At 71.7% G+C, this 20,790-nt stretch carries 16 protein-coding genes and 2 pseudogenes; 13 read left to right on the plus strand and 5 right to left on the minus strand.

The window, feature by feature from the left end; translation table 11 throughout:
- Window positions 1–110: 110 nt before the first annotated feature.
- The 9 genes from ASG48_RS18830 to ASG48_RS10765 all read left to right on the plus strand — a co-directional run bounded on the left by ASG48_RS18830 (window position 111) and on the right by ASG48_RS10765 (window position 13,136).
- On the plus strand, window positions 111–1,160 hold the full coding sequence (locus ASG48_RS18830) for a hypothetical protein (protein WP_244486872.1): 1,050 nt from the start codon (window positions 111–113) through the stop codon (window positions 1,158–1,160).
- Entirely contained in the window at window positions 1,087–2,745 is a 1,659-nt protein-coding gene (locus tag ASG48_RS10730) for a DNA polymerase Y family protein (RefSeq protein WP_348271131.1), read from the plus strand. The genes ASG48_RS18830 and ASG48_RS10730 overlap by 74 nt, the downstream gene beginning before the upstream one ends.
- Window positions 2,745–6,284, plus strand: a complete 3,540-nt coding sequence (locus ASG48_RS10735; protein WP_055849228.1) for an error-prone DNA polymerase — start codon at window positions 2,745–2,747, stop codon at window positions 6,282–6,284. Before ASG48_RS10730 ends, ASG48_RS10735 begins: the two co-directional genes overlap by 1 nt.
- Before the next feature lie 159 nt (window positions 6,285–6,443).
- On the plus strand, window positions 6,444–7,505 hold the full coding sequence (coxB, locus tag ASG48_RS10740; protein WP_055849231.1) for a cytochrome c oxidase subunit II: 1,062 nt from the start codon (window positions 6,444–6,446) through the stop codon (window positions 7,503–7,505).
- Window positions 7,502–10,111, plus strand: coding sequence for a cytochrome c oxidase subunit I (gene ctaD / locus ASG48_RS10745; protein ID WP_082529406.1), 2,610 nt, complete (start codon window positions 7,502–7,504; stop codon window positions 10,109–10,111). The genes coxB and ctaD overlap by 4 nt, the downstream gene beginning before the upstream one ends.
- Window positions 10,112–10,118: 7 nt before the next feature.
- Entirely contained in the window at window positions 10,119–10,499 is a 381-nt protein-coding gene (locus ASG48_RS10750) for a hypothetical protein (protein ID WP_055849233.1), read from the plus strand.
- Entirely contained in the window at window positions 10,496–11,197 is a 702-nt protein-coding gene (locus ASG48_RS10755; RefSeq protein WP_082529407.1) for a cytochrome c oxidase assembly protein, read from the plus strand. The genes ASG48_RS10750 and ASG48_RS10755 overlap by 4 nt, the downstream gene beginning before the upstream one ends.
- Window positions 11,197–12,528, plus strand: coding sequence for a c-type cytochrome (locus ASG48_RS10760; RefSeq protein WP_055849236.1), 1,332 nt, complete (start codon window positions 11,197–11,199; stop codon window positions 12,526–12,528). Before ASG48_RS10755 ends, ASG48_RS10760 begins: the two co-directional genes overlap by 1 nt.
- Window positions 12,529–12,707: 179 nt before the next feature.
- Window positions 12,708–13,136, plus strand: coding sequence for a metallopeptidase family protein (locus ASG48_RS10765; protein ID WP_055849239.1), 429 nt, complete (start codon window positions 12,708–12,710; stop codon window positions 13,134–13,136).
- Window positions 13,137–13,284: 148 nt separating this feature from the next.
- Here ASG48_RS10765 and ASG48_RS10770 read toward each other — a convergent pair whose 3' ends face one another.
- From ASG48_RS10770 to ASG48_RS10785, 4 genes are all read right to left on the minus strand, one after another.
- Window positions 13,285–15,057, minus strand: a complete 1,773-nt coding sequence (locus tag ASG48_RS10770; RefSeq protein ID WP_055849242.1) for an SLC13 family permease — start codon at window positions 15,055–15,057, stop codon at window positions 13,285–13,287.
- A 159-nt stretch (window positions 15,058–15,216) separates the two neighbouring features.
- Entirely contained in the window at window positions 15,217–15,894 is a 678-nt protein-coding gene (locus ASG48_RS10775) for a TIGR02117 family protein (protein ID WP_055849245.1), read from the minus strand.
- A 3-nt stretch (window positions 15,895–15,897) separates the two neighbouring features.
- Window positions 15,898–16,104 (minus strand): DUF1737 domain-containing protein, encoded by a 207-nt coding sequence (locus ASG48_RS10780; RefSeq protein WP_055849248.1) that lies wholly within the window; start codon window positions 16,102–16,104, stop codon window positions 15,898–15,900.
- A 47-nt stretch (window positions 16,105–16,151) separates the two neighbouring features.
- Window positions 16,152–17,039, minus strand: a complete 888-nt coding sequence (locus ASG48_RS10785; protein ID WP_055849757.1) for a CoA ester lyase — start codon at window positions 17,037–17,039, stop codon at window positions 16,152–16,154.
- Between the two features lie 132 nt (window positions 17,040–17,171).
- On the opposite strand from ASG48_RS10785, the gene leuD reads away from it, so the two are divergent.
- The 4 genes and pseudogenes from leuD to ASG48_RS17940 all read left to right on the plus strand — a co-directional run.
- Complete coding sequence (leuD, locus tag ASG48_RS10790; protein ID WP_055849251.1) at window positions 17,172–17,777, plus strand: 3-isopropylmalate dehydratase small subunit; 606 nt, start codon at window positions 17,172–17,174, stop codon at window positions 17,775–17,777.
- Window positions 17,778–17,898: 121 nt separating this feature from the next.
- Window positions 17,899–18,282, plus strand: a complete 384-nt coding sequence (locus ASG48_RS10795) for a RidA family protein (protein ID WP_055849254.1) — start codon at window positions 17,899–17,901, stop codon at window positions 18,280–18,282.
- 123 nt (window positions 18,283–18,405) lie between these two features.
- Window positions 18,406–18,540, plus strand: a pseudogene (locus tag ASG48_RS18835) (ribbon-helix-helix domain-containing protein); the annotation flags it as partial.
- 58 nt (window positions 18,541–18,598) lie between these two features.
- A pseudogene (locus ASG48_RS17940) lies at window positions 18,599–18,784 on the plus strand (GMC oxidoreductase); the annotation flags it as partial.
- Window positions 18,785–18,836: 52 nt separating this feature from the next.
- On the opposite strand, the gene ASG48_RS10800 reads toward ASG48_RS17940, so the two are convergent.
- Window positions 18,837–20,591, minus strand: a complete 1,755-nt coding sequence (locus ASG48_RS10800) for a methyl-accepting chemotaxis protein (RefSeq protein ID WP_055849255.1) — start codon at window positions 20,589–20,591, stop codon at window positions 18,837–18,839.
- Window positions 20,592–20,790: the final 199 nt, after the last annotated feature.

Consider the following 20,790-nt stretch of genomic DNA (forward strand, 5'->3'; position numbering starts at 1 on the left):
TTGACTCTCGTCCGCCGCGCTGGAATCCATAGGAACATATCAGGAACAAAGCCTCTCCGGGAGAGAGGGCGGGACGGCCGTCGCCTTGCGGGACGGACGAGGAGACTGCCATGCGCCAAAATCCGGACGAAGGCCATGCGGACGGGGCTCCCGCGGCGTCGGGCGTGCCGTTTCGGGACCGCCGCGCGGCCGGCACGGCGGGGGAAGACGCCGCCGGCCGGCCGGATCGGGCCGGGCATGGCGATAGGAATCGCGACCTTGCGGCGCTGCGCCAGACGATCGCCCGAATCGCCGGGGAGCCCATCGCGAGGCTGGAGGACCCGGCGGAGCCGCACGAGGCCGCGGGCCGGCCGGAGGGGAACGGCCGGCGCGCGCTCCAGCCCTTGCGCCCGCTCGGCGCGCCGGCGGCCGACAGGGCGCTCGGCGGCGGCATCGCGGCCGGCGGGCTGACGGAGATCCATTCGGACGAGACGCGCGGGGCGGGCACGCTCGCCGGCTTCGCGCTGGCGCTGGCGCTGCGCCTTGGCGCCGGCACCGCGCGTCCTCTGCTCTGGCTCGCGCCCTCCCATGCCCTGCGCGAGGCCGGCCTGCCCTACGGACCGGGCCTTGCCGGCTTCGGCTTCGACCCCGCCGCGCTTCTTCTCGTGCGCACCCGGCGTCTCGAGGAGGCGGTCTGGGCGGGCGAGGAGGCGGCCTCCTGCCGGGCGCTGTCGGTGGTGGTGCTGGAGGTGCGCGGCAACCCCGGGCGGCTCGCGCTGGAGGGCACGCGCCGCCTGCATGTGCGGGCCCGCGAGGCGGGCGTCGCGCTGCTTCTCCTGCGCCAGAACGCCGCGCCTGAGCCGACCGCCGCGCCCCTGCGCCTGCGCGTGGCGCCCGGCTCGGCCTCCCCTGTCGCCGATCTCGCCGAGGCGCCCCGTCTTCTCGGCGCCCCCCTCTTCCAGATCGCGCTCGAGAAGTCGCGATCGGGTCCCCCGCAGCGCTTTACCCTGGAGTGGAATCCCCATGAGCGACGTTTCGACGAGCCACGGCCAGGCGCGCGCCAGCCGCTTTCTCGCCCTCAGCCTGCCCTTCCTCTCGACGGACAGGGTGCGGCGGGACGATCTGGGACGCTCGTGGCGCTGGCCCGGCGGGAGCCGGGGCCGCTGGCCCGCGCCGGCTGACGCCCGGCGCGGGGCGGGCGGAGCGGGCCCCGTCCTGCCCGAGCCCCTCGTCCTGATCGAGAGCTGCGCCGGCACGCAGCGCCTCGTGGCGCTGTGCGAGGGCGCCGAGGCGCTCGGCCTGACCAAGGGGCTCGGCGCGGCCGAGGCGCGCGCGCGCTTTCCCCGCCTCGACCTGCGCGAGGCGGACGCGGCCGCCGACGCGCGGCTCCTGGAGGCCGTCGCCGACTGGTGCGACCGCTACACGCCGCTCGTCGCCCTCGACGCGCCGCACGGGCTGGTGCTCGACATTTCCGGCTGCGCCCATCTCTTCGGCGGCGAGAAGGCGTTGATGGACGACCTCCTCGCCCGCCTCTTCGCGCAAGGGTTGCGCGCCGAGGCCGCCATCGCCTCCCATCCCGGCACCGCCCTGGCGCTGACGGGCGCCCGCTCCGCCGCGGGCCGGGATGCGGGCCGGGCGGGCCGGCACCCGCGCGACGGCGCCCCATGCCCGCGCGTGCCCGAGGGCGAGGAGGTGGCGGCCGTCTCGCCCCTTCCCGTCTCGGCCCTGCGGCTTTCCGAGGCCGAGGAGGCGCTCCTCGCCCGGCTCGGCCTTCTCGACATCGGCGCGCTCCTGGCGCTGCCGCGCGCGGGGCTGGCGCGCCGGTTCGGCAGCGCGCTCCTGGCGCGGCTCGACGAGGCGACGGGCCTTGGCCGCCGCCCCATCGGGCCGCGCCGCCCCGCCGCGCAGCTCATCGCCGAGCGGCGCTTCGCCGAGCCCATCTCGCTGACCGACGACGTCGAGCGGATCGCCGAGCATCTGGCGGCGCGCCTGCGGGACGGGCTGGAGCGGCGCGGCGAAGGCGGACGATGCTTCGAGCTGTCGCTCTTCCGGGCCGATGGCGGGGTGGAGCGCGTCGCCGTCAGCGCCGCGCGCCCGCTGCGCGACGAGAGGCGCGTCGTGGCGCTCCTGCGCGAGCGCATCAAGGGTCTGGGCGAGGCGTTCGACGCGGCCTTCGGCTACGATCTCGTGCGCCTCTGCGTGCTGACGGCCGAGCCGATGGAGGAGCATCAGGGCGATCTGTCCGGCGAGGCGAGCGGGGAGGCCGATCTTTCCACTCTCATCGACCGGCTCGGCGCCCGGCTCGGGCAGACGAGCGTCCTGCGCCTCTCGCCGATCGAGAGCCACCGTCCGGAGCGCGCGCAGGCGCTTCAGGTCGCCGCGGGCCTGCAGGCCCGGCCGGAACCGCGCGAAGCGCGCCGCGCCGCCGGACCGGGGGGCGGGCGCGCGGCCGATCTGGCGAGCACCTTCTGGCTCTACGCCGCCCCGCGCCCGGTGCGCCTTCTCGATCCGCCCGAGCCCGTCGAGGCCATCGCCGAGGTGCCGGAGGGGCCGCCCATGCGCTTTCGCTGGCGCCGCGCCTCGCACGGCGTCGCCCGCGTCGAGGGCCCCGAGAGGATCGGCGCGGAATGGTGGCGGGCCGATGCGGGCTCGACGCGCGACTACTACCGCGTCGAGGACGAGGCGGGCCGGCGCTACTGGCTGTTCCGCGAAGGGCTCTACGGGCAGGAGAAGCCCGCCTGGTTCCTGCACGGCATCTTCGCCTGATGCGCCGCACGATAGCGATCTCGCGCCCGGCAGGATCCCGGGCCGGCGGGGCGGCCCCGGCCTATGTCGAGCTCGGCCTCGCCTCCAACTTCTCCTTCCTGCAGGGCGCCTCGCACCCGGAGGAGATCGCGGTGGCCGGCATGCGGCTCGGCCTTGCGGGCCTCGGCCTTGCCGACCGCAACACGGTCTCGGGCACGGTGCGCCTGCATCTGGCGGCGCGCGAGGCGGGTCTTGCCTTCGCGCCGGGCGCCCGGCTCGTCTTCGCGGACGAGACGCCCGACATCCTCGCCTATCCGCGCACGCGCCTCGGCTGGGGAAAGCTTTGCCGGCTTCTGAGCCTCGGCAACCTGCGCGGGGCGAAGGGCACCTGCACGCTGCACCTGCGCGATCTCCTGGAATGGGGCGAGGACCTGTCCCTCGCCCTCCTCCTGCCGGCGGCAGCGGGCGCCGAGGGACCGCAGGCAAGGGCCGCCGAGGCCCGGGCCCGCGCCGCGCTGCGCGCCCTCGCCGAGGCCTATCCGGGCGCCGCGCGGCTTGCCGCCGCCCCGCGCTACGACGGGCTCGACGCCCGCCGCCTGGCCCGCGCGAGCCGGCTCGCCGAGGCCTGCGGCACGCCGATGATGGCGACCAACGACGTCCTCTATCACGACCGCGCCCGCCGCCCGCTGCAGGACGTCCTCACCGCCATCGGCGCCCATAGGCCGCTCGCCGAGGCCGGCTTTTGCCTCGCCGCCAATGCCGAGCGCCACCTGAAGGGCGCGGCCGAGATGACGCGGCTCTTCCGCGAGCATCCGCGCGCGATCGGGGAGACGCTCGCCTTCTTCGAGGAACTCGCCTTCGACCTGAAGTCGCTGCGCTACGAATATCCCGACGAGGCCGGCCGCATCGCCGCCACGCCGACGCAGGAATTGCGGCGCCTCGCCTACGAGGGCGCCGCCCGGCGCTATCCCGCCGGCCTTCCCGCGAGCGTCGTCGCGGCCATCAAGCACGAGCTGGCGACGATCGAGAAACTCGAATACGAGCCCTACTTCCTCACCGTCCACGCCATCGTGAAGGCCGCGCGCGAGGAGCTCGGCATCCTGTGCCAGGGCCGCGGCTCGGCGGCCAATTCCGTCGTCTGCTTCTGCATCGGCGTCACCGAGGTCTCGCCCGAGCGCGCCGGCCTCCTCTTCGAGCGCTTCATCTCCGCCGGCCGCGCCGAGCCGCCGGACATCGACATCGACTTCGAGCACGAGCGGCGCGAGGAGGTGATCGCCTGGATCTACGAGCGCTACGGCCGCGACAACGCCGCCATCGCGGCGACCGTCATCACCTACCGCACCCGCTCGGCCGCGCGCGAGGTCGGCAAGGCCTTCGGCCTCTCGGGCGACGCCGTCTCGGCGCTGACGGGCGCGGTCTGGGGCTGGTCCGAGGAGGGCCTGGGCGAGCGCGAGGCGAAGGCCGCCGGCCTCAGCGTGGAGGACGCCACGACCGCGCAGGTCCTGGCCTATTCGAGCGAGCTCTCCGGCTTTCCCCGCCACCTCTCCCAGCATGTCGGCGGCTTCGTCATCACGCGCGGGCGCATCGACGAGGTCGTGCCCATCCTCAACAGCGCCATGGACGGGCGCACGATCGTGGAATGGAACAAGGACGATCTCGACGAGCTCGGCATCCTGAAGATCGACATCCTGGCGCTCGGCATGCTGACGGCGCTCAAACGCGGCTTCGCCCTTCTGGAGGATCACTACGGCAGGACCCTCACGCTCGCCGATCTCTCCATGAAGGACGACGACGAGGCCACCTACGCGATGATCCGGCGCGCCGACACGCTCGGCGTCTTCCAGATCGAGTCGCGCGCGCAGATGACGATGCTGCCCAAGCTTCGGCCCGACAAGTTCTACGACCTCGTCATCGAGGTCGCCATCGTGCGTCCCGGCCCCATCCAGGGCGACATGGTCCACCCCTATCTGCGCCGCAAGATGGGGCTGGAGGAGCCGACCTATCCCAAGCCCGAGCTGCGGCAGATCCTGGAGAAGACGCTCGGCGTGCCGCTCTTCCAGGAACAGGCGATGAAGATCGCCATCGTCGCCGCCGGCTTCACGCCCGACGACGCCGACAAGCTGCGCCGCTCCATGGCGACCTTCCGCCGGATGGGCACGATCCACACCTTCCGCGCCAAGATGATCGAGGGCATGGCGAAGAACGGCTACGAGCGCGACTTCGCCGAGCGCTGCTTCAAGCAGATCGAGGGGTTCGGCGAATACGGCTTTCCCGAGAGCCACGCCGCCTCCTTCGCCCTCCTCGTCTACGCCTCGGCCTGGCTGAAATGCCATTATCCCGACGTGTTCTGCGCCGCCCTCCTCAACGCCCAGCCCATGGGCTTCTACGCCCCCGCCCAGATCGTGCGCGACGCGGCCGACCACGGCGTCACGCTCAGGCCCGTCTGCGTCAACCGCTCGCACTGGGATTCGACGCTGGAGGAGGAGGCCTTCGACCCCGCGCGCATCGCGCCGCGCCATCGCGAGATGACGGGCGCGATCGGGACGCGCCATGCCGTGCGCCTCGGCTTACGGCAGGTGAAGGGCCTGTCGGAGGCGGAGATGCGACGGCTGGTGGAGCGGCGGGGAGCGGGCTACGATTCGGTGCGCGACCTCTGGCTGCGCTCGGGGCTGAAGCGCGCCGCCATCGAGCGCCTCGCCGACGCCGACGCCTTCGCCGGCCTCGGCCTGTCGCGGCGCGACGCGCTCTGGGCCTGCCGGGCGCTCGATGCGGCGGGCGCCGCCGAGCATCTGCCGCTCTTCCTCGCCGCCGAGGCCGCCGCCGACCTGCAGCCCGAGCCGGACGCCGCCCTGCCCCCCATGCGCCTCGGCGAGGAGGTGATCGCCGACTATCGCTTCGTCTCCCTGTCGCTGAAGGCGCACCCGGTCTCCTTCGTGCGCGCCGCGCTCGCCGCCCAGCGCATCCTGCCGGACGCGCGCCTGGAGGAGCTGCGCTCGGGCAGCCGGGTGATCGTCTCGGGCCTCGTCCTGGTGCGCCAGCGGCCGGGCTCGGCCAAGGGCGTCATCTTCATGACGCTGGAGGACGAGACGGGCATCGCCAACGTCATCGTCTGGCCCAAGGTCTTCGAGGCCTTCCGGCCGATCGTTCTCGGCGCGCGCTTCGTCAAGGTCACCGGCCGCATGCAGAGCGACCATGGCGTCATCCACGTCGTCGCCGAGCGGCTGGACGACCTGACCGGGCTCCTGATGCAGGTCGCCTCCGGCAGCGCCGCCGTCTCCAACGCGCTCGCCCCCGCAGACCACGTGCGCCACCCCTTACGTCCCGGCCATCCGCGCGGGCAGGTGCCCGCCGCCCTGCCCCCCGGCGAGGCGCTCGGCACGATGCTGGCGCGCGCCGACGAGGTGCGCCGGCCCGTGGACGAGATGCGCCTCCACCGCCGCCGGCTCGACCATATGCGCCGCATGGCCATCCTCTCAAGCCGCGAGGACGGCACGCCCGCCCCCGCGCAGGCCGGGCGCGAGGCCCGCGCCGTCCTGCCGAAGGGGCGCAACTTCCAGTAGGCTCCGGCCGGGACCGCGGTATTTTTGCCGCAGTCCGAAAACCGCTGGAGCGCGGCTCTGGCCGAAAGGCCCGGCGCGTCTAGATCGATTCCAATCCGCCCCGGCGGGCATGGCGGGCCCGTCCGGCGCCCGGCGCACTCTTCCCTCCGAAAGGATCCGATGCAGCCAGAGCGTCGCGACCCCCGTTCCCGCCCGCCAGGCCGCGGCCGCGCCGCCCGGCTTTCCGGCCGGCGTGCCTCGGCTTGCCTTCCCGGCCTTTCGCTTCTCGCCCTCTCGGCCTGCGCCGGACCCCAGTCGACCCTGACCGACGCCGGCACGGAATCGGCGGCCGTCGCCTGGCTCTTCTGGATCATGCTGGCCGGCGCGGTGGTGATCTGGCTCCTCGTCATGGGCCTGTCGGTCTATGCCACCAAGATCAACCCCGCCGCCCATTCCGAGAAGACCGGCCTTCGCCTCATCGCCTGGGGCGGCGTCGTCTTCCCGACCGTCGTCCTCGCCGTCCTCATCGTCTGGGGCCTCGAGAAGATGCCCGAGTTCCGCGGCGAAGGAGAGGGGCCGAAGATCGCCGTCTCCGGCGAGCGCTTCTGGTGGCGCGTCGCCTACGGGGTCGAGGGCGAGCCCGGCGTCGTCAAGAGCCTGCCCGCCGGCGGCGTCGAGAGCGCCAACGAGCTCTGGCTGCCCGTCGGCCGCCGCACCGAGATCCTGCTCGGCAGCCCGGACGTGATCCACTCCTTCTGGGTCCCGTCCATCGCCGGCAAGACCGACACGATCCCCGGCCGCGTCAACCGCATCGTGCTCGAGCCGACGCGCGAGGGCGTCTACAACGGCGTCTGCGCCGAGTTCTGCGGCGAGGCCCATGCGCAGATGGCCTTCCGCGTCATCGTGGTGCCGCCGGCCGAGTACGAGGCCTATGTCGCCCGCCAGGCGCAAGGCGCCGCCGTGCCGCAGGGCCCGGGCTTCGACGCCTTCATGAAGAACGGCTGCAACGCCTGCCACAGCGTGCGCGGCACGCCGGCCGCCGGGCAGATCGGGCCCGATCTCACCCATGTCGGCTCGCGCAAGACCATCGGGGCGGGCACGCTGCCCCTGTCGGCGCAGAACCTCTCGCAGTTCATCGCCGTCACCGAGCACGTGAAGCAGGGCGTCGAGATGCCCTCCTATTCCATGCTTCCCGCAAGCGAGATCGACGCCATGGCGCAGTGGCTGGAAGGCCTGAAATGAGCGACATCCCCCTCGATCTCGATGCCGCCGTCACCGGCGCGCCCGATGCCGCCCAATGGCGCCCGAGCGCTGCCGAAGTCGAGAAGACCCGCCGCCGCCAGGCCGACCCGGCGGTCCGCAAGGCCCAGGAAGACCGGCTGCGCAAGGTCTGGGAGACGCCCAAGGGCTGGCGCTACTGGTCCGACGTCAACAACACGACCGTCGGCATCTGGTACACGGCCACCTCCTTCGCCTTCATGCTCTTCGCGGGCGTCCTCGGCCTGCTCATCCGCGTGCAGCTCGCCGTTCCCGAGAACGACTTCCTCACCGCCAGCTTCTACAACCAGGTCTACACGCTGCACGGCACGGCGATGATGTTCCTGTTCGCCGTGCCGATCTTCGAGGCGGTGGCGATCATCCTCCTGCCGCAGATGCTGGGCGCGCGCGACCTGCCGTTCCCGCGCCTCTCGGCCTTCGGCTACTGGTGCTTCCTCATCGGCGGCGTCTTCGTCTGCGGCTCGCTGTTCTTCTCCTCGGCGCCCGACGGCGGCTGGTTCATGTACCCGCCGAACACCACGCAGGAGCGCTTCACGCCCGGCTACGGCGCCGACATCTGGCTGCTCGGCCTCTCCTTCATCGAGGTCGCCTCGATCGCGGCGGCCGTGGAGCTCATCGTCGGCACGCTGAAATGCCGCCCGCCCGGCATGCGCCTCAACCTCATGCCGCTCTACGCCTGGTACGTGCTGGTCGTGGCGGGCATGATCCTCTTCGCCTTCCCGCCGCTCATCGCCGGCGACATCCTGTTCGAGCTGGAGCGCCTGTTCAACTGGCCCTTCTTCGACCCCGAGCGCGGCGGCGACCCGATGCTCTGGCAGCACCTGTTCTGGATCTTCGGCCATCCGGAGGTCTACATCATCTTCCTGCCGGCCATCGCGCTGCTGGCGATGATGATCCCGACCTTCGCCCGGCGTCCGATCCTCGGCTATTCCTGGATCGTGCTCGCGGCGGTCGGCACGGGCTTCCTGTCCTTCGGCCTGTGGGTGCACCACATGTACACGACGGGCCTGCCCTCGATCTCGCTCGGCTTCTTCTCCGCCGCCTCCGAGGCGGTGGCGATCCCGACGGGCGTGCAGATCTTCGTCTTCCTGGCGACGCTTCTGACCGGCCGCGTGGTCTATTCCACGCCCATGCTCTTCGTCTCCGGCGCGCTCGGAATCTTCGTGCTGGGCGGCCTCACCGGCGTCATGGTGGCGCTGGCGCCCTTCGACTGGCAGGCGCACGACACCTATTTCGTCGTCGCCCATCTCCATTACGTCATTCTCGGCGGCGTGCTCTTTCCGGTCGTTGCCGGCATCTACTATTTCTGGCCGCTGATCGGCGACCGGCACCTGTCCGACAAGCTCGGCAAGATCGCCTTCTGGCTGATGTTCGTGGGCTTCAACCTCGCCTTCCTGCCCATGCACTGGTCGGGACTGGCGGGCATGCCGCGCCGCATCTGGACCTATCCGGCCGATCTCGGGCTCGACCTGCCGAACCTCCTCTCCACCGTCGGCGCCTTCGTCTTCGCCGCCGGCATCCTCGTCGTCGTCTACGACGTGCTGCGCGGCAACAAGGGCCTGCCGAACGCCGACCGCAATCCGTGGAACGCCGGCACGCTCGAATGGATCGGACCGATCCCGGACGAGGACTGGGGCATCCGCTCGGTGCCCATCATCACCTCGCGCTACCCGCTCTGGGACCAGCCGAATCTCTCGGCCGACGTCGACAAGGGCCTCTACTACCTGCCGGACGCGCAGGAGATGAAGCGCGAGACGCTCGTCACCTCCGTGCTCGACGGCACGCCCGAACAGTGCCTGCGCGTGCCCGGCCCGACCTGGATGACCTTCTGGGCCGCGCTCGCGCTCGGCGCGGTGTTCATCCTCGCCACGTTCCACCTGTGGATCGCCACGCTCGTCACCATGGTGATCGCCACCGGCGCCATCATGGTCTGGCTCTGGCGCGGCACCGCGCTGCAGCCCGAGGTCGACACCAAGGACGTCGGGCTCGGCCTCACGCTGCCGCTCTACCGCTCGGGGCCGGCCTCGGTCGGCTGGTGGGCCATGCTCATCACCATGATCGGCGACGGCACGGCCTTCCTGTCGCTTCTCTTCGGCTACTATTTCTTCCACACGATCCATGCCGACTTCCCGCCAGCGGAAGCGACGGGGCCGGGCCTTCTCTGGCCGCTGACGAGCCTTGCGCTCTTCGCCATCGCCTGGGGCGCGGCGCGTCTGGCGCGGCGGGTGAACAAGGCGGGCGAGGTGACGCTGGCGCGCGGCGCCATCCTGATCGGCGTGATCGCGGCCCTCGCCGGCTGCGCGGCGATCGTCTACGCGCCCTATGTCACCGAGCTCGATCCGGTCTCGCACGTCTATCCCGCCATCGTCTGGACGCTGGTGATCTGGATGGCGGTGCACGGGGCGGTCGGCGCGCTGATGCTCGCCTACTGTCTCGCCCGGTCGCTGGCGGGGCGCATGACGCCCAAGCACGACATCGACATGGAGAATGTCGCGCTCTACTGGCACTTCATGGGCGCGACGGCGGTGTTCACCGTCGCCACCATCGCCCTCTTCCCCCTGGCGGCGTGAGGCGGCGATGTTCGGCCTGTCGAAGAAGGTTCGCGACGATCTCTGGACGCTCATCGTCTCGCCGAGCGTCTGGGCGATCCATTTCCTCCTCTCCTACGTGGTGGCGGCCTATCGCTGCGCGCCCAACGTCGCCGTCTTCGAGTCGATCGCCGGCGCGCGCGTGATGATCGCGGTCATCACCGCCGTCGCGCTCGCCGTCATCGCCCTCGTCTTCCTGCGCTCCTATCGCGAGTGGCGCGCCGAGGGCGGCAAGCCGCCGCACGACGAGGACAGCCCGGCCGATCGGGAACGCTTCCTGGAATTCTCCACCATCCTCCTGTCGGGCCTGTCCTTCATCTCCGTCGTCTTCGTGGCCCTGCCCGCGCTTCTCATCACGGACTGCCGATGAGCGCGGGCACGGCGCTCGCCGGCGTCAGGACGCGGCTCGCCGGACCCGGCGGCGCCGGACTCCCGGCGCTCTGGCCGCTCGCCGCCGGCGGACTGCTCCTGGCGCTCCTGTGGCTCGGGCCGCTGCCCGAGCGGGCGCGCGGCAGTTTCGCGGCGCACATGGTCATGCATATGGGCCTCGTCGCGGTCGCGGCGCCGCTTCTCGCGGTCGGCCTCCTGCGCGCCATGCCCGCGCTCTTCTCGCGGCTGACGCCGGGCGTCGCGATCTTCGCCTCGCTCCTCGAATTCGTCGTCGTCTGGGGCTGGCACGCGCCGGCCCTCCACGACGGAGCGCGCGCGCGCCTCGATCTCCTCCTCCTCGAGCAGGGCAGCTTCCTCCTCGCCGGCCTTCTCGTGTGGACGAGCGCCTTCGGCGCGGCGGGATCCGGTCGCACGGCGGCGCGGGCGGCGGGCGTCCTGGCGCTCCTCCTCACCTCCATGCACATGACGCTGCTCGGCGGTCTCCTCCTCTTCGCGCCGCGCCCGCTCTATGCCTGCGCGGACCTGTGCGCGCCCGCGGCGGCGCTCACCCCGCTCGGCGACCAGCAGGCGGGCGGCGCCCTGATGCTCACCGTCGGCGGCATCGCCTATCTCGCCGGCGGCCTCGTGCTTCTGGCCTCCATCCTGTCCGATCGGCCTCGACAAGGAGAGGTCTCCTGATGCGCTATGACCTGAAGATCACCGGCAAGCGGCTCGCGATCGCGGCGGCGCTGGCCGTCGCCGCGCCCTTCGCGGTCTCCTATTCCGGCCTCGTCTCGATCGCGGCGAACACCGGCCACTACGCGCCGGTCGAGTGGTTCCTGCACTGGACGATGCAGAACTCGGTGGCGCGCCAGTCGCTCGGCATCGCCGTGCCCGAGGAGATCGACCTTGCGGACAACGCGCTCGTGCGGCGCGGCGCGGGCCATTTCGCCACGGGCTGCGCCCCCTGCCACGGCGGCCCCGGCGACGCGCAGTCGCCGGTGGTCCTCTCCATGATGCCCTGGCCGCCGCGTCTGGAGACGAAGGTCGGCGAGTGGAAGGACCGCGAGCTGTTCTGGATCGGCCAGCACGGCATCAAATATTCCGGCATGCCCTCCTGGACGACGCAGAACCGCGAGGACGAGGTCTGGGCCATGGTCGCCTTCCTGCGCGCCCTGCCGCAGATGACGCCCGAGACCTATGCCGATCTCGCGCTCGGCGGCGGCCCGAACGAGGCGCTGGTGCCCAATGCCGGAGCGCCCGCCGCCGGCGTCGCGCCCGGCGCGGACGGCGCGGTGCCGGCGGCGCCCGTCGCCTCCGGCGCTCCCGCCATGCCCTCCGATCCGACCACGCGCATCGCGCTCGCCGACTGCGCCCGCTGCCACGGGTTCGACGGGCGCGGGCGCGGCGGCGACGGGGCCTTTCCGGTGATCGCCGGCCAGACCCCCGCCTATCTCCTGGCGAGCCTCAAGGCCTATGCGCAGGACACGCGCCATTCCGGCTACATGGAACCGGCCGCCGCCCGCTACGACGAGACCGTGCTCGCCGCCCTCGCCGACTGGTATGGCGCCCAGCCGGTGGAGGCCTCGGCCGGCGCCGTCACGCTCGACGACGGCCTCGCTTCGACCACGCCGCTTCCCGCCGCCGACGGCATCCCCGCCCAGATCATGCCCGCCGCCTCGCTCAGCGAGAACGCCCTGCCGGAGGCGCTCGGCGAGGACGGGGGCAGGACGCAGGGCGAGGAGAGGCTGGCGCTCGGCGAGCTGATCGCCACGCGCGGCCTCGCCGCCCGCAAGATCCCCGCCTGCATCAGCTGCCACGGCGAGAGCGGGCGCGCGCGCAACGCCATGACGCCCTATCTCGGCGGCCAGCCCGAATGGTACCTGCGCACCCATCTCGAGCTCTTCAAGGAAGAGCTGCGCGGGGGCACCGGCGCCGCCCACCTGATGACCGAGTTCATGCCCAACATGACCGAGGAGCAGATCGAGGCGGTCTCGGCCTGGTACGCGGAGCAGCCGCTCGGGCGCTGAGCGCCCGGCGGCACGAGCCCCGAAGCGTAGCCGGCCACCGATACCGGCCGGCACCCCCGCGTTCCCCTCACGTCTCCTTGAGCGCCCGACGTCACCCGGGGGTCTTTCGCGCTGCGGAATTTCGCTATACGCCCCGTCGCCGCAGGATCGGAACCCCGTCAACGGAAGGGAAAGAGACCATGAGCGAGGTGACCTCGGACGGCGAAGAGTGGAAGGGCCGCTACTCGCCCGATCTCGCCGCGATCGAATCCATCGCGATGGAGGCCTATGCCGCGCTCCCCGAGACATTCCGCGCGCTGGCCGGCGACATCCGCTTCCATGTCGCGGACTTTCCCGAGGACGACGTGATCGCGGAGATGGAGCTGGAATCGGCCTTCGACATTCTCGGCCTGTTCGAGGGCCGGCCCGTCGCGGCGATGGCCACCCCCGTCACCGGCGAGTTTCCGAACCGCATCCTCCTCTATCGCCGGCCGATCCTCGACTACTGGGCCGAGAACGAGGAGACGCTCGACGACCTCGTCACCCATGTTCTGGTCCACGAGATCGGCCACCATTTCGGCCTGTCCGACGAGGATATGGAAGAGCTGGAAGCGCAGGTCCGGGACTGATCCCGCCGCGCGTCCGCATCGACCTTTCCCGGCCTTCGCCGCACGGGGCCCGGCGCGCGCGGCAAACGAGCGTCCTCCGGCATCGCGGGGACGGCGCCGAAGGGCCGGTTCGCAGGCCGGCCGGTCTGAAGCCCGGACCGGCACGCCCTCAGGTCAGCGGCCAGACCAGGATCAGGAGCGGCACCGCCACGAGGACGACGAGCCCCGAGAGCGGCAGGCCGAGCCGCCAGTAGTCGCCGAAGCGATAGCCGCCCGGCCCCATCACCAGCGTGTTGCACTGGTGGCCGATGGGCGTCAGGAAATCGCAGCCCGCCCCGATCGCCACGGCCATGAGGAAGGCGTCCGGCCGGTAGCCGAGCGCGCCCGCGAAGGTCGCGGCGATCGGGGCCATCACGAGCACGGTCGCGGCGTTGTTCAGAAAGGGCGTCACGGCCATCGCCGCCACCATGATGAGCGCCAGCGCGCCGTAGGAAGGCAGCGTGCCGGCGAGCTGCGACAGCCAGCCGGCGACGAGATCCGACCCGCCCGTGCGGCGCAGCGAATCCGAGACGGGGATGAGCGCGGCCAGCATCACCAGGATCGGCGCGTCGAGATGGGTGTAGACGGAGCGGATCGAGACCGCCTTGACGGCGACGAGAAGGACGGCGGCGCAGAAGAAGGCGGTGGCGACGGGCACGAGCCCGCCGGCGGTCGCCGCCATCGCGGCCGCCAGGATGGCGAGCGGCACCAGCCCGTGGCGCGCGCTGCCGAGCTTCAGCCCGCGCTCGGCGAGCGGCAGGCAGTCGAGTTCGCGCAGGACCTCCGGCAGGCGTTCGAGATCCCCCTGCAGGACGAGCACGTCGCCGAGCTCGAACACGATCTCGCCCAGCCGCTCGGTGAAGCGCTTGTCGCGCCGGCTGACGGCCAGAAGCTCCAGCCCCGTGCGCCGGTAGAGCGCGGTGCGCTGGGCGTTGGTGCCGATGAGGACGGAATTGCGCCCGATCACCGCCTCCACGGCGCCGATCCTGTCGGAGGCGCCGCGAACCTTGCCGTGGCGGCTGGAGAGCGCCAGCGCCCCTTGCGCGACGAGGCGGTCGAGCGCCTCGGGGTCGCCCTCGATCATCAGCATGTCGCCGGGATTGAGCCGCGCGTCGGGAAAGGGCGTGCGGGGATGGCCGCGCTCGGAGCGGATGCTCGTGACCATCGCGCCGCCGTCGCCGAGCTTCTGAAGGTCCGCGACCGTCTTGCCGGCGACGGTGGAGGCGGGCGTGACGCGGGCCTCCGTCGTGTAGTTGCGGATCTCGATCGCCTGGTCGAGCCCCGCCCCCTCCGGATGGCGCTCCGGCAGGAGGCGGTAGAACAGCGCCAGGAAGACGATGCCGACAAGCGCCAGCGCGGCGCCCACGGGCATGAAGTCGAACATTGTGAAGGGCGTGCCGGTGAGTTCGCCGCGCACGCGCGAGACGATGATGTTGGGCGAAGTGCCGATCTGCGTCATCAGCCCGCCGAGCAGCGAGCCGAAGGCCATCGGCATCAGGAACATCGAGGGCGTGACGCCGGAGCGCTTGGCCATCTGGAAGGCGATCGGGATCATGATCGCGAGCGCGCCGATATTCTTCACGAAGGCCGACAGGACGGTGACCGTGCCGACGAGGAGGAGAAGCTGGGTGCGCGGGGCCGAGACATTGGGCGCCACGCGCTTCAGCGCCACTTCCATGATGCCCGAGCCCGAGATCGCCGCCGAGAGCACCAACGCGCTCGCCACGATGATGACGATGTCGTCGGAGAAGCCGGAAAAGGCGTCCTCGGGCCGCAGCACGCCGAGCGCCAGCGAGACGGTGAGCGCGCCGCAGGCCACGAGATCGTAGCGCCAGCGCCCCCAGACGAAGGCCGCCATCGTTGCCGCGATCACCGCGAAGGAGAGAAATTGCGGCAGCGTCAAGCGCGCGTCTCCGGTCCGTGTCCGCCGCCCTGGCGCCGTCCTGCGCCGCGCATGTCCCGTCTCGTCATGGCCTGTGTCCCCTTCTTCCGCCGGGGCCGGGCCGTGGTGGCCGTGCCGCCCCGCTTGGCCCGTCCCCCTTGGCCCGTCCCGGCCCGGCCGTCAGCCGTGCAGGTCCAGCGACCAGAGTAGGAATGCCGGCAGGGGCGTGAAGAGCCCGACGCCGACGCCGGCCTTCGCCAGCGCACGCCCCGTCCAGTCGTTGCAGCCGAGCAACGCGTTGAACGGGCCCTTCGCCTCGAAGAACGCGTCGAAGGGTCCATAGCCGGCGCCCGCGATCGCGATGGGCCGCCCTTCGCCGTCGCGCTTGAGCGTCGCCTCCACGAAGCGCAGGAGGCGCTCGAAACCCGCCTCGTCGAGATCGAGCGCGCGGGCGCCCTCCCCGGCGCTCTCGATCGCTCCGCCGAGCCCGACATGCAGGACGGCGTCGTCGAGCGTCAGCGCCTTCAGGACGGGGCCGGGCTTCAGGTCGGCCCAGGTCGGCGTCTCCAGATAGAAGCCGCGCCCGCCCCAGCCCAGGACGAGCGCGCCGACCTCGGGCCGGTCGATCGCAAGACCCGCCTCCGCCAGGAAGGCGAAGCGCGCCCGCACGGCCTCGTCGACCGGCACCGCGAGGTCGGTATGGATGAGGCTCGACAGGACGAGGACGCGGTGGCGCGGCTCCTGCGACCCGAGGGCGGCGCCGGCGCGCGGCACGAGCATGCCGAGGACGACGGTGACGGCCGCCAGGAGCAGGACGGCGAGGAGGCCGAGGCCGAGCCGCCGGGCGAGGCGGCCCATCGCCTACTGGTCGCCGAGCCGCAGGGCCGGATCGTAGGTCGCGCCCTCCACGGTCTTCGTCACCGCCTGCCCGCAGCGCATCGTGCCGCTCGCGGCGTCGAAGGCGTAGGTCGGCGAGCCGTGGAGGTCCCAGCCCTTGGAGAGGGCGAGCGAGACCTTGTGGCAGAAGGCGCTGTCGTCGGCGCCGGTGAGGAAGCGGTAGAGTTTCATGGCGATCGTCCCCTGATCGTTTCGATGCGCGGTGGCCGCCCCGGCCCTCAGCCGGCCTGCGTCCCGCCTTGCTCCAGCGCCGCGAGAAGGCGGGTCGCGCCCTCGAGATGCAGCCGCTCGACCATCCGCCCGTCGAGCGAGACGACGCCGCGGCCCTGCGCGTCCGGCTGCGCGAAGGCCGCGACGATCGCGCGGGCCTCAGCGATCTCCGCCGCGCTCGGCGAGAAGGCGGCGTTCGCGGCCTCGACCTGGGCGGGATGGATCAGCGTCTTGCCGTCGTAGCCCATGCGGCGCCCGGCGGCGCATTCGCGCGCGAAGCCCTCGGCGTCGCGGAAATCGGCGTAGACGCCGTCGATCGCGAGAAGCCCGTGCGCGCTCGCGGCGAGCTTCACCTGCATCAGCCAGGGCAGCATCTCGGTCCGCTCCGGCCCCGGCCTGATGCCGGTGGCGAGCGCGATGTCGTTCGGCCCGACGACGAGCGCCTCCAGCCGCAGCGACCGGCCCTGCCGCGCGATGGAGGAGACCTCGAGAAGGCCGAACGGCGTCTCGATCATCGCCCAGATCGCAAGCGTCCTCGGCGCGTCCGTCTGGTCCAGAGCCTCGGCCGCCTCGCGCAGCGTCTCCGCGCTCTCGACCTTCGGCAGGAGGATGGCGTCGACGCCGCAGGCGCGGGCGGCCAGGAGGTCCTCGGTGCCCTCGGCGCTCGACAGGGCGTTGATGCGCACGATGCGCAAGGGCCCGCCGGGCGCGGCGCCAAGGCCCGACAGATGCGTGCGCAGCGCCTCGCGGGCCTTCGCCTTCTCGCCGGGCGCGGCCGAATCCTCGAGATCGAAGATCAGGGCGTCGGGCCGCAGCGTGCGGGACTTCTCCAGCGCGCGCGCATTGGCGGCCGGAACGAAGAGGGCGGAGCGCAGGAGCCGGGAAGGAGGCGTCATGCCCGCCTTGTCGCCCATCGCGGCCCGGCACGCAATCGGCGCCGCGCGGCGGCCGGCGGTTTGCGCGCGGGTCGCGGAATGCTATCGCACGCAGCGGAGCGCACGCCCGAAGAAGAGCGACGGAGGTTTCCCATGCGAAAGTTCGACCGGCTGACCGGCATCGCCGCCCCCATGCCCATCGTCAACATCGACACGGACATGATCATCCCGAAGGACTACCTGAAGACGATCGAGCGCACCGGCCTCGGCAAGGGCCTCTTCGCCGAGCTGCGCTATCGCGAGGACGGCACGCCGAACCCCGACTTCGTCCTCAACCGCCCCTCCTACAAGGGCGCCGAGATCCTCGTCGCCGGCGACAATTTCGGCTGCGGCTCGAGCCGCGAGCACGCGCCCTGGGCGCTTCTCGACTTCGGCATCCGCTGTGTGATCTCCACGAGCTTCGCCGACATCTTCTACAACAACTGCTTCAAGAACGGCATCCTGCCGGTGCGCGTCACGCCCGAGCAGCTGGAGCTCCTGATGGACGACGCCAGCCGCGGCTCGAACGCGCGCCTGACCGTCGACCTGGAGAGCCAGACCATCTCCGGCCCCGACGGCGGCTCGATCTCCTTCGACATCGACCCGTTCCGCAAGCACTGCCTCATCAACGGTCTCGACGACATCGGCCTGACCCTGGAGAAGGGCGCCGCCATCGACGCCTTCGAGGCCCGCAGCGCCGAAAGCCGTCCCTGGGCCTGAGAGCGTCGACGGGCCGGCGGAACGAGGCAGCCCGCCGGCTTTCCGTTGCGCCGCCGCGTTCCATATCGCGGCGGGCCGGGGGATGTCCTCCGGCGAGCGATCCATCGACGGAGAACAGTCCATGACCCCACGCAGCCTCGTGTCCACCGGCTCGCCCTTCGAGAAGGAAGCCGGCTATTCGCGCGCCGTCGTGCAGGGCGACTGGTGCTTCGTCGCCGGCACGACGGGCTACGACTACGCCGCGATGGCCATGCCCGAGAGCGTGAGCGAGCAGACCGAGAATGCGCTGCGCACCATCGAGAAGGCGCTGCACGAGGGCGGGTTCACGATCGCGGACGTCGTTCGCGCCACCTATATCATCACCGATCCCGCCTTCATGCCCGAGGTCTTCGCGGTCACCGGCCGCTGGTTCGCCGACATCCGCCCGGCCGCGACAATGCTGGTGGCGGGCCTCGTGCGGCCGGAGATGAAGGTCGAGATCGAGATCACCGCCTATCGCGGCTGAGGCTACGGCCCGGCGGCGCCATGTCGCGCCGTCCGGCCTTTGGTCGCAGGAGCCGCCGCCTTGCGGGCGGCACCCGTTCGATTATGCTGGAATCATTCCAGTTCGCACGGGAGAGCGACCGCGATGTGTCACGTCTTTTCCGGGATTCCGAGCGCGGCCTACGAGGGGGAGACGCGTTCGGTCCGCCTGTCCGGCCATTCGACCTCGATCCGGCTGGAGGCCGCGTTCTGGCGCACGCTGGAGGAACTGGCGCTGGACCAGGGCCTGTCGCTGGCCAAGTTCCTGACCGTGCTGCACGACGAGGTGCTGGAGCTGAAGCGAGCGCCCCGAGGACGGCGTCGTCAACCGCTTCGGCCAGGCGCACGACGTCAAGAACCTCTTCGTGTCGGACGGCTCGCAGTTCACCACGGGCGCGGCCGAGAATCCGACGCTGACCATCGTGGCGCTCGCGCTGCGCCAGGCCGACCACATCGCCGGCCGCATGGCCAAGGGCGACATCTGAACAGGGTGGCTTGAAGGGCGGGCCCGGCGGCCCGCCGCCCGGCCTCTGGAGGTCACGAAACGCGAAAGGCCCGGATCCTGCGATCCGGGCCTTTCGCCATTCCAGGGTCGGTCGCCGCGCGACGGCCTATCCGCTCATCTTCTCGAAGCCGGCGTCGAGATCGAGGTCGAAGCCGCCGGACGATGCGGACGGGCGGCCGGAGGCGAAGCTGCTCTCGACGCGGGCCTGCAGGCCCTTCACGCCGGCGGCGGGCTGCGCGGGCGTGGCGCGCGAGGGGCGCGACGGGGCGGAGGCGACGGCAGGCGCCGCGGCCGAGGCGGCGGGGCGAGGCGCTGCGAGCGCCGCGCTCGATGCGGCTTCCTCCGCCGTGCCGAGCTTGAAGAAGCTCGTGCGCTCGGACATCTGCGAGGCTTCGCCGGAGAGCTGCTCGGCGGTGGAGGACATCTGCGTCGCCGCCCCCGCATTGGCCTGCGTCACCTGATCGAGACGCTGGATCGCCTGGTTGATCTGGTCGGCGCCGATATTCTGCTCGCGGCAGGCGGCCGAGATCTCGGAGATGAGCTCGGCCGTGCGCTGGATGTCCGGCACGAGGGCCGAGCGCCGCCTGACTGCGCTCCGCGAGCTTGCGCACTTCGGACGCCACCACCGCGAAGCCCTTGCCATGCGTGCCCGCGCGCGCCGCCTCGATGGCCGCGTTCAGCGCCAGAAGGTCGGTCTGGCGGGCGATTTCCTGCACGACGCGGATCTTGTCGGCGATGGTGCGCATCGCCTCCAGCGACTGCATGACGGCCGCCGACGACTTCTCGGCATTGTGGCTCGCCTGGCTTGCGATCTTCTCGGTCTGCGTGGCGTTGTCGGCGTTCTGGCGGATGTTGGCGGCCATCTCCTCCATGGCGGAGGAGGCCTGCTCGGACGCGGCCGCCTGCTCGGACGAGCCGTGGCTGAGCTGGGCGGCCGTGGCGAAGGACCGGCTGGAGCCGCTCGCCACCTGATGGGACGAGACGCGCACGGCCCCGACGACCGAGCGCAGCTTGTCGGTCATGGCGTTCATCGTGTGCAGCAGCGTTCCGATCTCGTCCTTGGCATAGACCGTGATCGGCTCGGCGATGTCGCCCTCGCCGATCTTCTTCATGTTGAACTGGACGAAGTCCAGCGCCTGGACGAGACGGACGGCGACGCGGCGCGAGACGATCGTGCCGAAGACGAGGGCCACGAGGCACACGCCCGCCATCACCCAGAAATAGGTTTCCGAGAGCGCCTTGGTCTGATCGACGAAGGCCGTCTCGGTCGCGTCGCTCGCCTCGACGCCGGCCGAAAGGAGATCGACCATGCGGGACATGCCGGGCGCCATTTCGGAGCGCGACACCGCGGCGGCCTTGGCGGCGGCGTCGGGCGAGGCGCCGCTGCGGGCCTCCCGCAGGAACGCGATGGCGCGGCCGGCGGCGGCCGAATAGTCGGCCAGCTCCTTCGACAGCCCGGCGATCGCCGTGCGCTCGGCCGGAGCGAGCCGCGCCTCGACCTCCGACAGGAGATCGCTCGCCTTCTTGGCGCGCGCGGCGGCCGTTTCGGCCAGATCGTCGAACACGGCCTGGTCCTCGATGATGTCGAGCGTGTTCACGAGGCGCCCGACGTCGGAAATGTAGGCGCGCACCATCCGCATGTCGTGGCTGTCGCGCACGGGTCCCGCCTCGAAGGCCAGCATCGAGCGGCTGCTGGCGTCGAGCGCATAGAGTCCCGCCCCGGCGGTGAGCGCGGTCAGCACGATGAGGAAGGCGAAGCTGGCGAAGAGTTTGAGTTTGATCGTCATCGGTTTCGGAGACCCGCCCTGACATTTCGCGAATTGGAACGTGGCGCGATATTAGGAAGGCTGCATGAAGGATCGCTTAAATGGGCGTCCCGCGAAGGTGAGGGCATGACCGGGCGGCGCCTTCCCTTGTGCGCTGCCGCAGGGGCGGGTGTCGTCCGCGGGCGAGGACGGGCGGCCGGCGCGGTGGCCCGGCGCGGTG

The organism is Aurantimonas sp. Leaf443, from assembly GCF_001425575.1.
Classification (GTDB): Bacteria; Pseudomonadota; Alphaproteobacteria; order Rhizobiales; family Rhizobiaceae; genus Leaf443.

What these genes read in the sequence shown, in the direction of transcription:
- ASG48_RS18830 (WP_244486872.1), top strand. Translation starts at nt 111, where the DNA reads ATGCGCCAAAATCCGGACGAAGGCCATGCGGACGGGGCTCCCGCGGCG.
- ASG48_RS10735 (WP_055849228.1), top strand. Translation starts at nt 2,745, where the DNA reads ATGCGCCGCACGATAGCGATCTCGCGCCCGGCAGGATCCCGGGCCGGC.
- coxB (WP_055849231.1), top strand. Translation starts at nt 6,444, where the DNA reads ATGCAGCCAGAGCGTCGCGACCCCCGTTCCCGCCCGCCAGGCCGCGGC.
- ctaD (WP_082529406.1), top strand. Translation starts at nt 7,502, where the DNA reads ATGAGCGACATCCCCCTCGATCTCGATGCCGCCGTCACCGGCGCGCCC.
- ASG48_RS10750 (WP_055849233.1), top strand. Translation starts at nt 10,119, where the DNA reads ATGTTCGGCCTGTCGAAGAAGGTTCGCGACGATCTCTGGACGCTCATC.
- ASG48_RS10755 (WP_082529407.1), top strand. Translation starts at nt 10,496, where the DNA reads ATGAGCGCGGGCACGGCGCTCGCCGGCGTCAGGACGCGGCTCGCCGGA.
- ASG48_RS10760 (WP_055849236.1), top strand. Translation starts at nt 11,197, where the DNA reads ATGCGCTATGACCTGAAGATCACCGGCAAGCGGCTCGCGATCGCGGCG.
- ASG48_RS10765 (WP_055849239.1), top strand. Translation starts at nt 12,708, where the DNA reads ATGAGCGAGGTGACCTCGGACGGCGAAGAGTGGAAGGGCCGCTACTCG.
- ASG48_RS10775 (WP_055849245.1), bottom strand. Translation starts at nt 15,894, where the DNA reads ATGGGCCGCCTCGCCCGGCGGCTCGGCCTCGGCCTCCTCGCCGTCCTG.
- ASG48_RS10780 (WP_055849248.1), bottom strand. Translation starts at nt 16,104, where the DNA reads ATGAAACTCTACCGCTTCCTCACCGGCGCCGACGACAGCGCCTTCTGC.
- ASG48_RS10785 (WP_055849757.1), bottom strand. Translation starts at nt 17,039, where the DNA reads ATGACGCCTCCTTCCCGGCTCCTGCGCTCCGCCCTCTTCGTTCCGGCC.
- leuD (WP_055849251.1), top strand. Translation starts at nt 17,172, where the DNA reads ATGCGAAAGTTCGACCGGCTGACCGGCATCGCCGCCCCCATGCCCATC.
- ASG48_RS10795 (WP_055849254.1), top strand. Translation starts at nt 17,899, where the DNA reads ATGACCCCACGCAGCCTCGTGTCCACCGGCTCGCCCTTCGAGAAGGAA.
- ASG48_RS10800 (WP_055849255.1), bottom strand. Translation starts at nt 20,591, where the DNA reads ATGACGATCAAACTCAAACTCTTCGCCAGCTTCGCCTTCCTCATCGTG.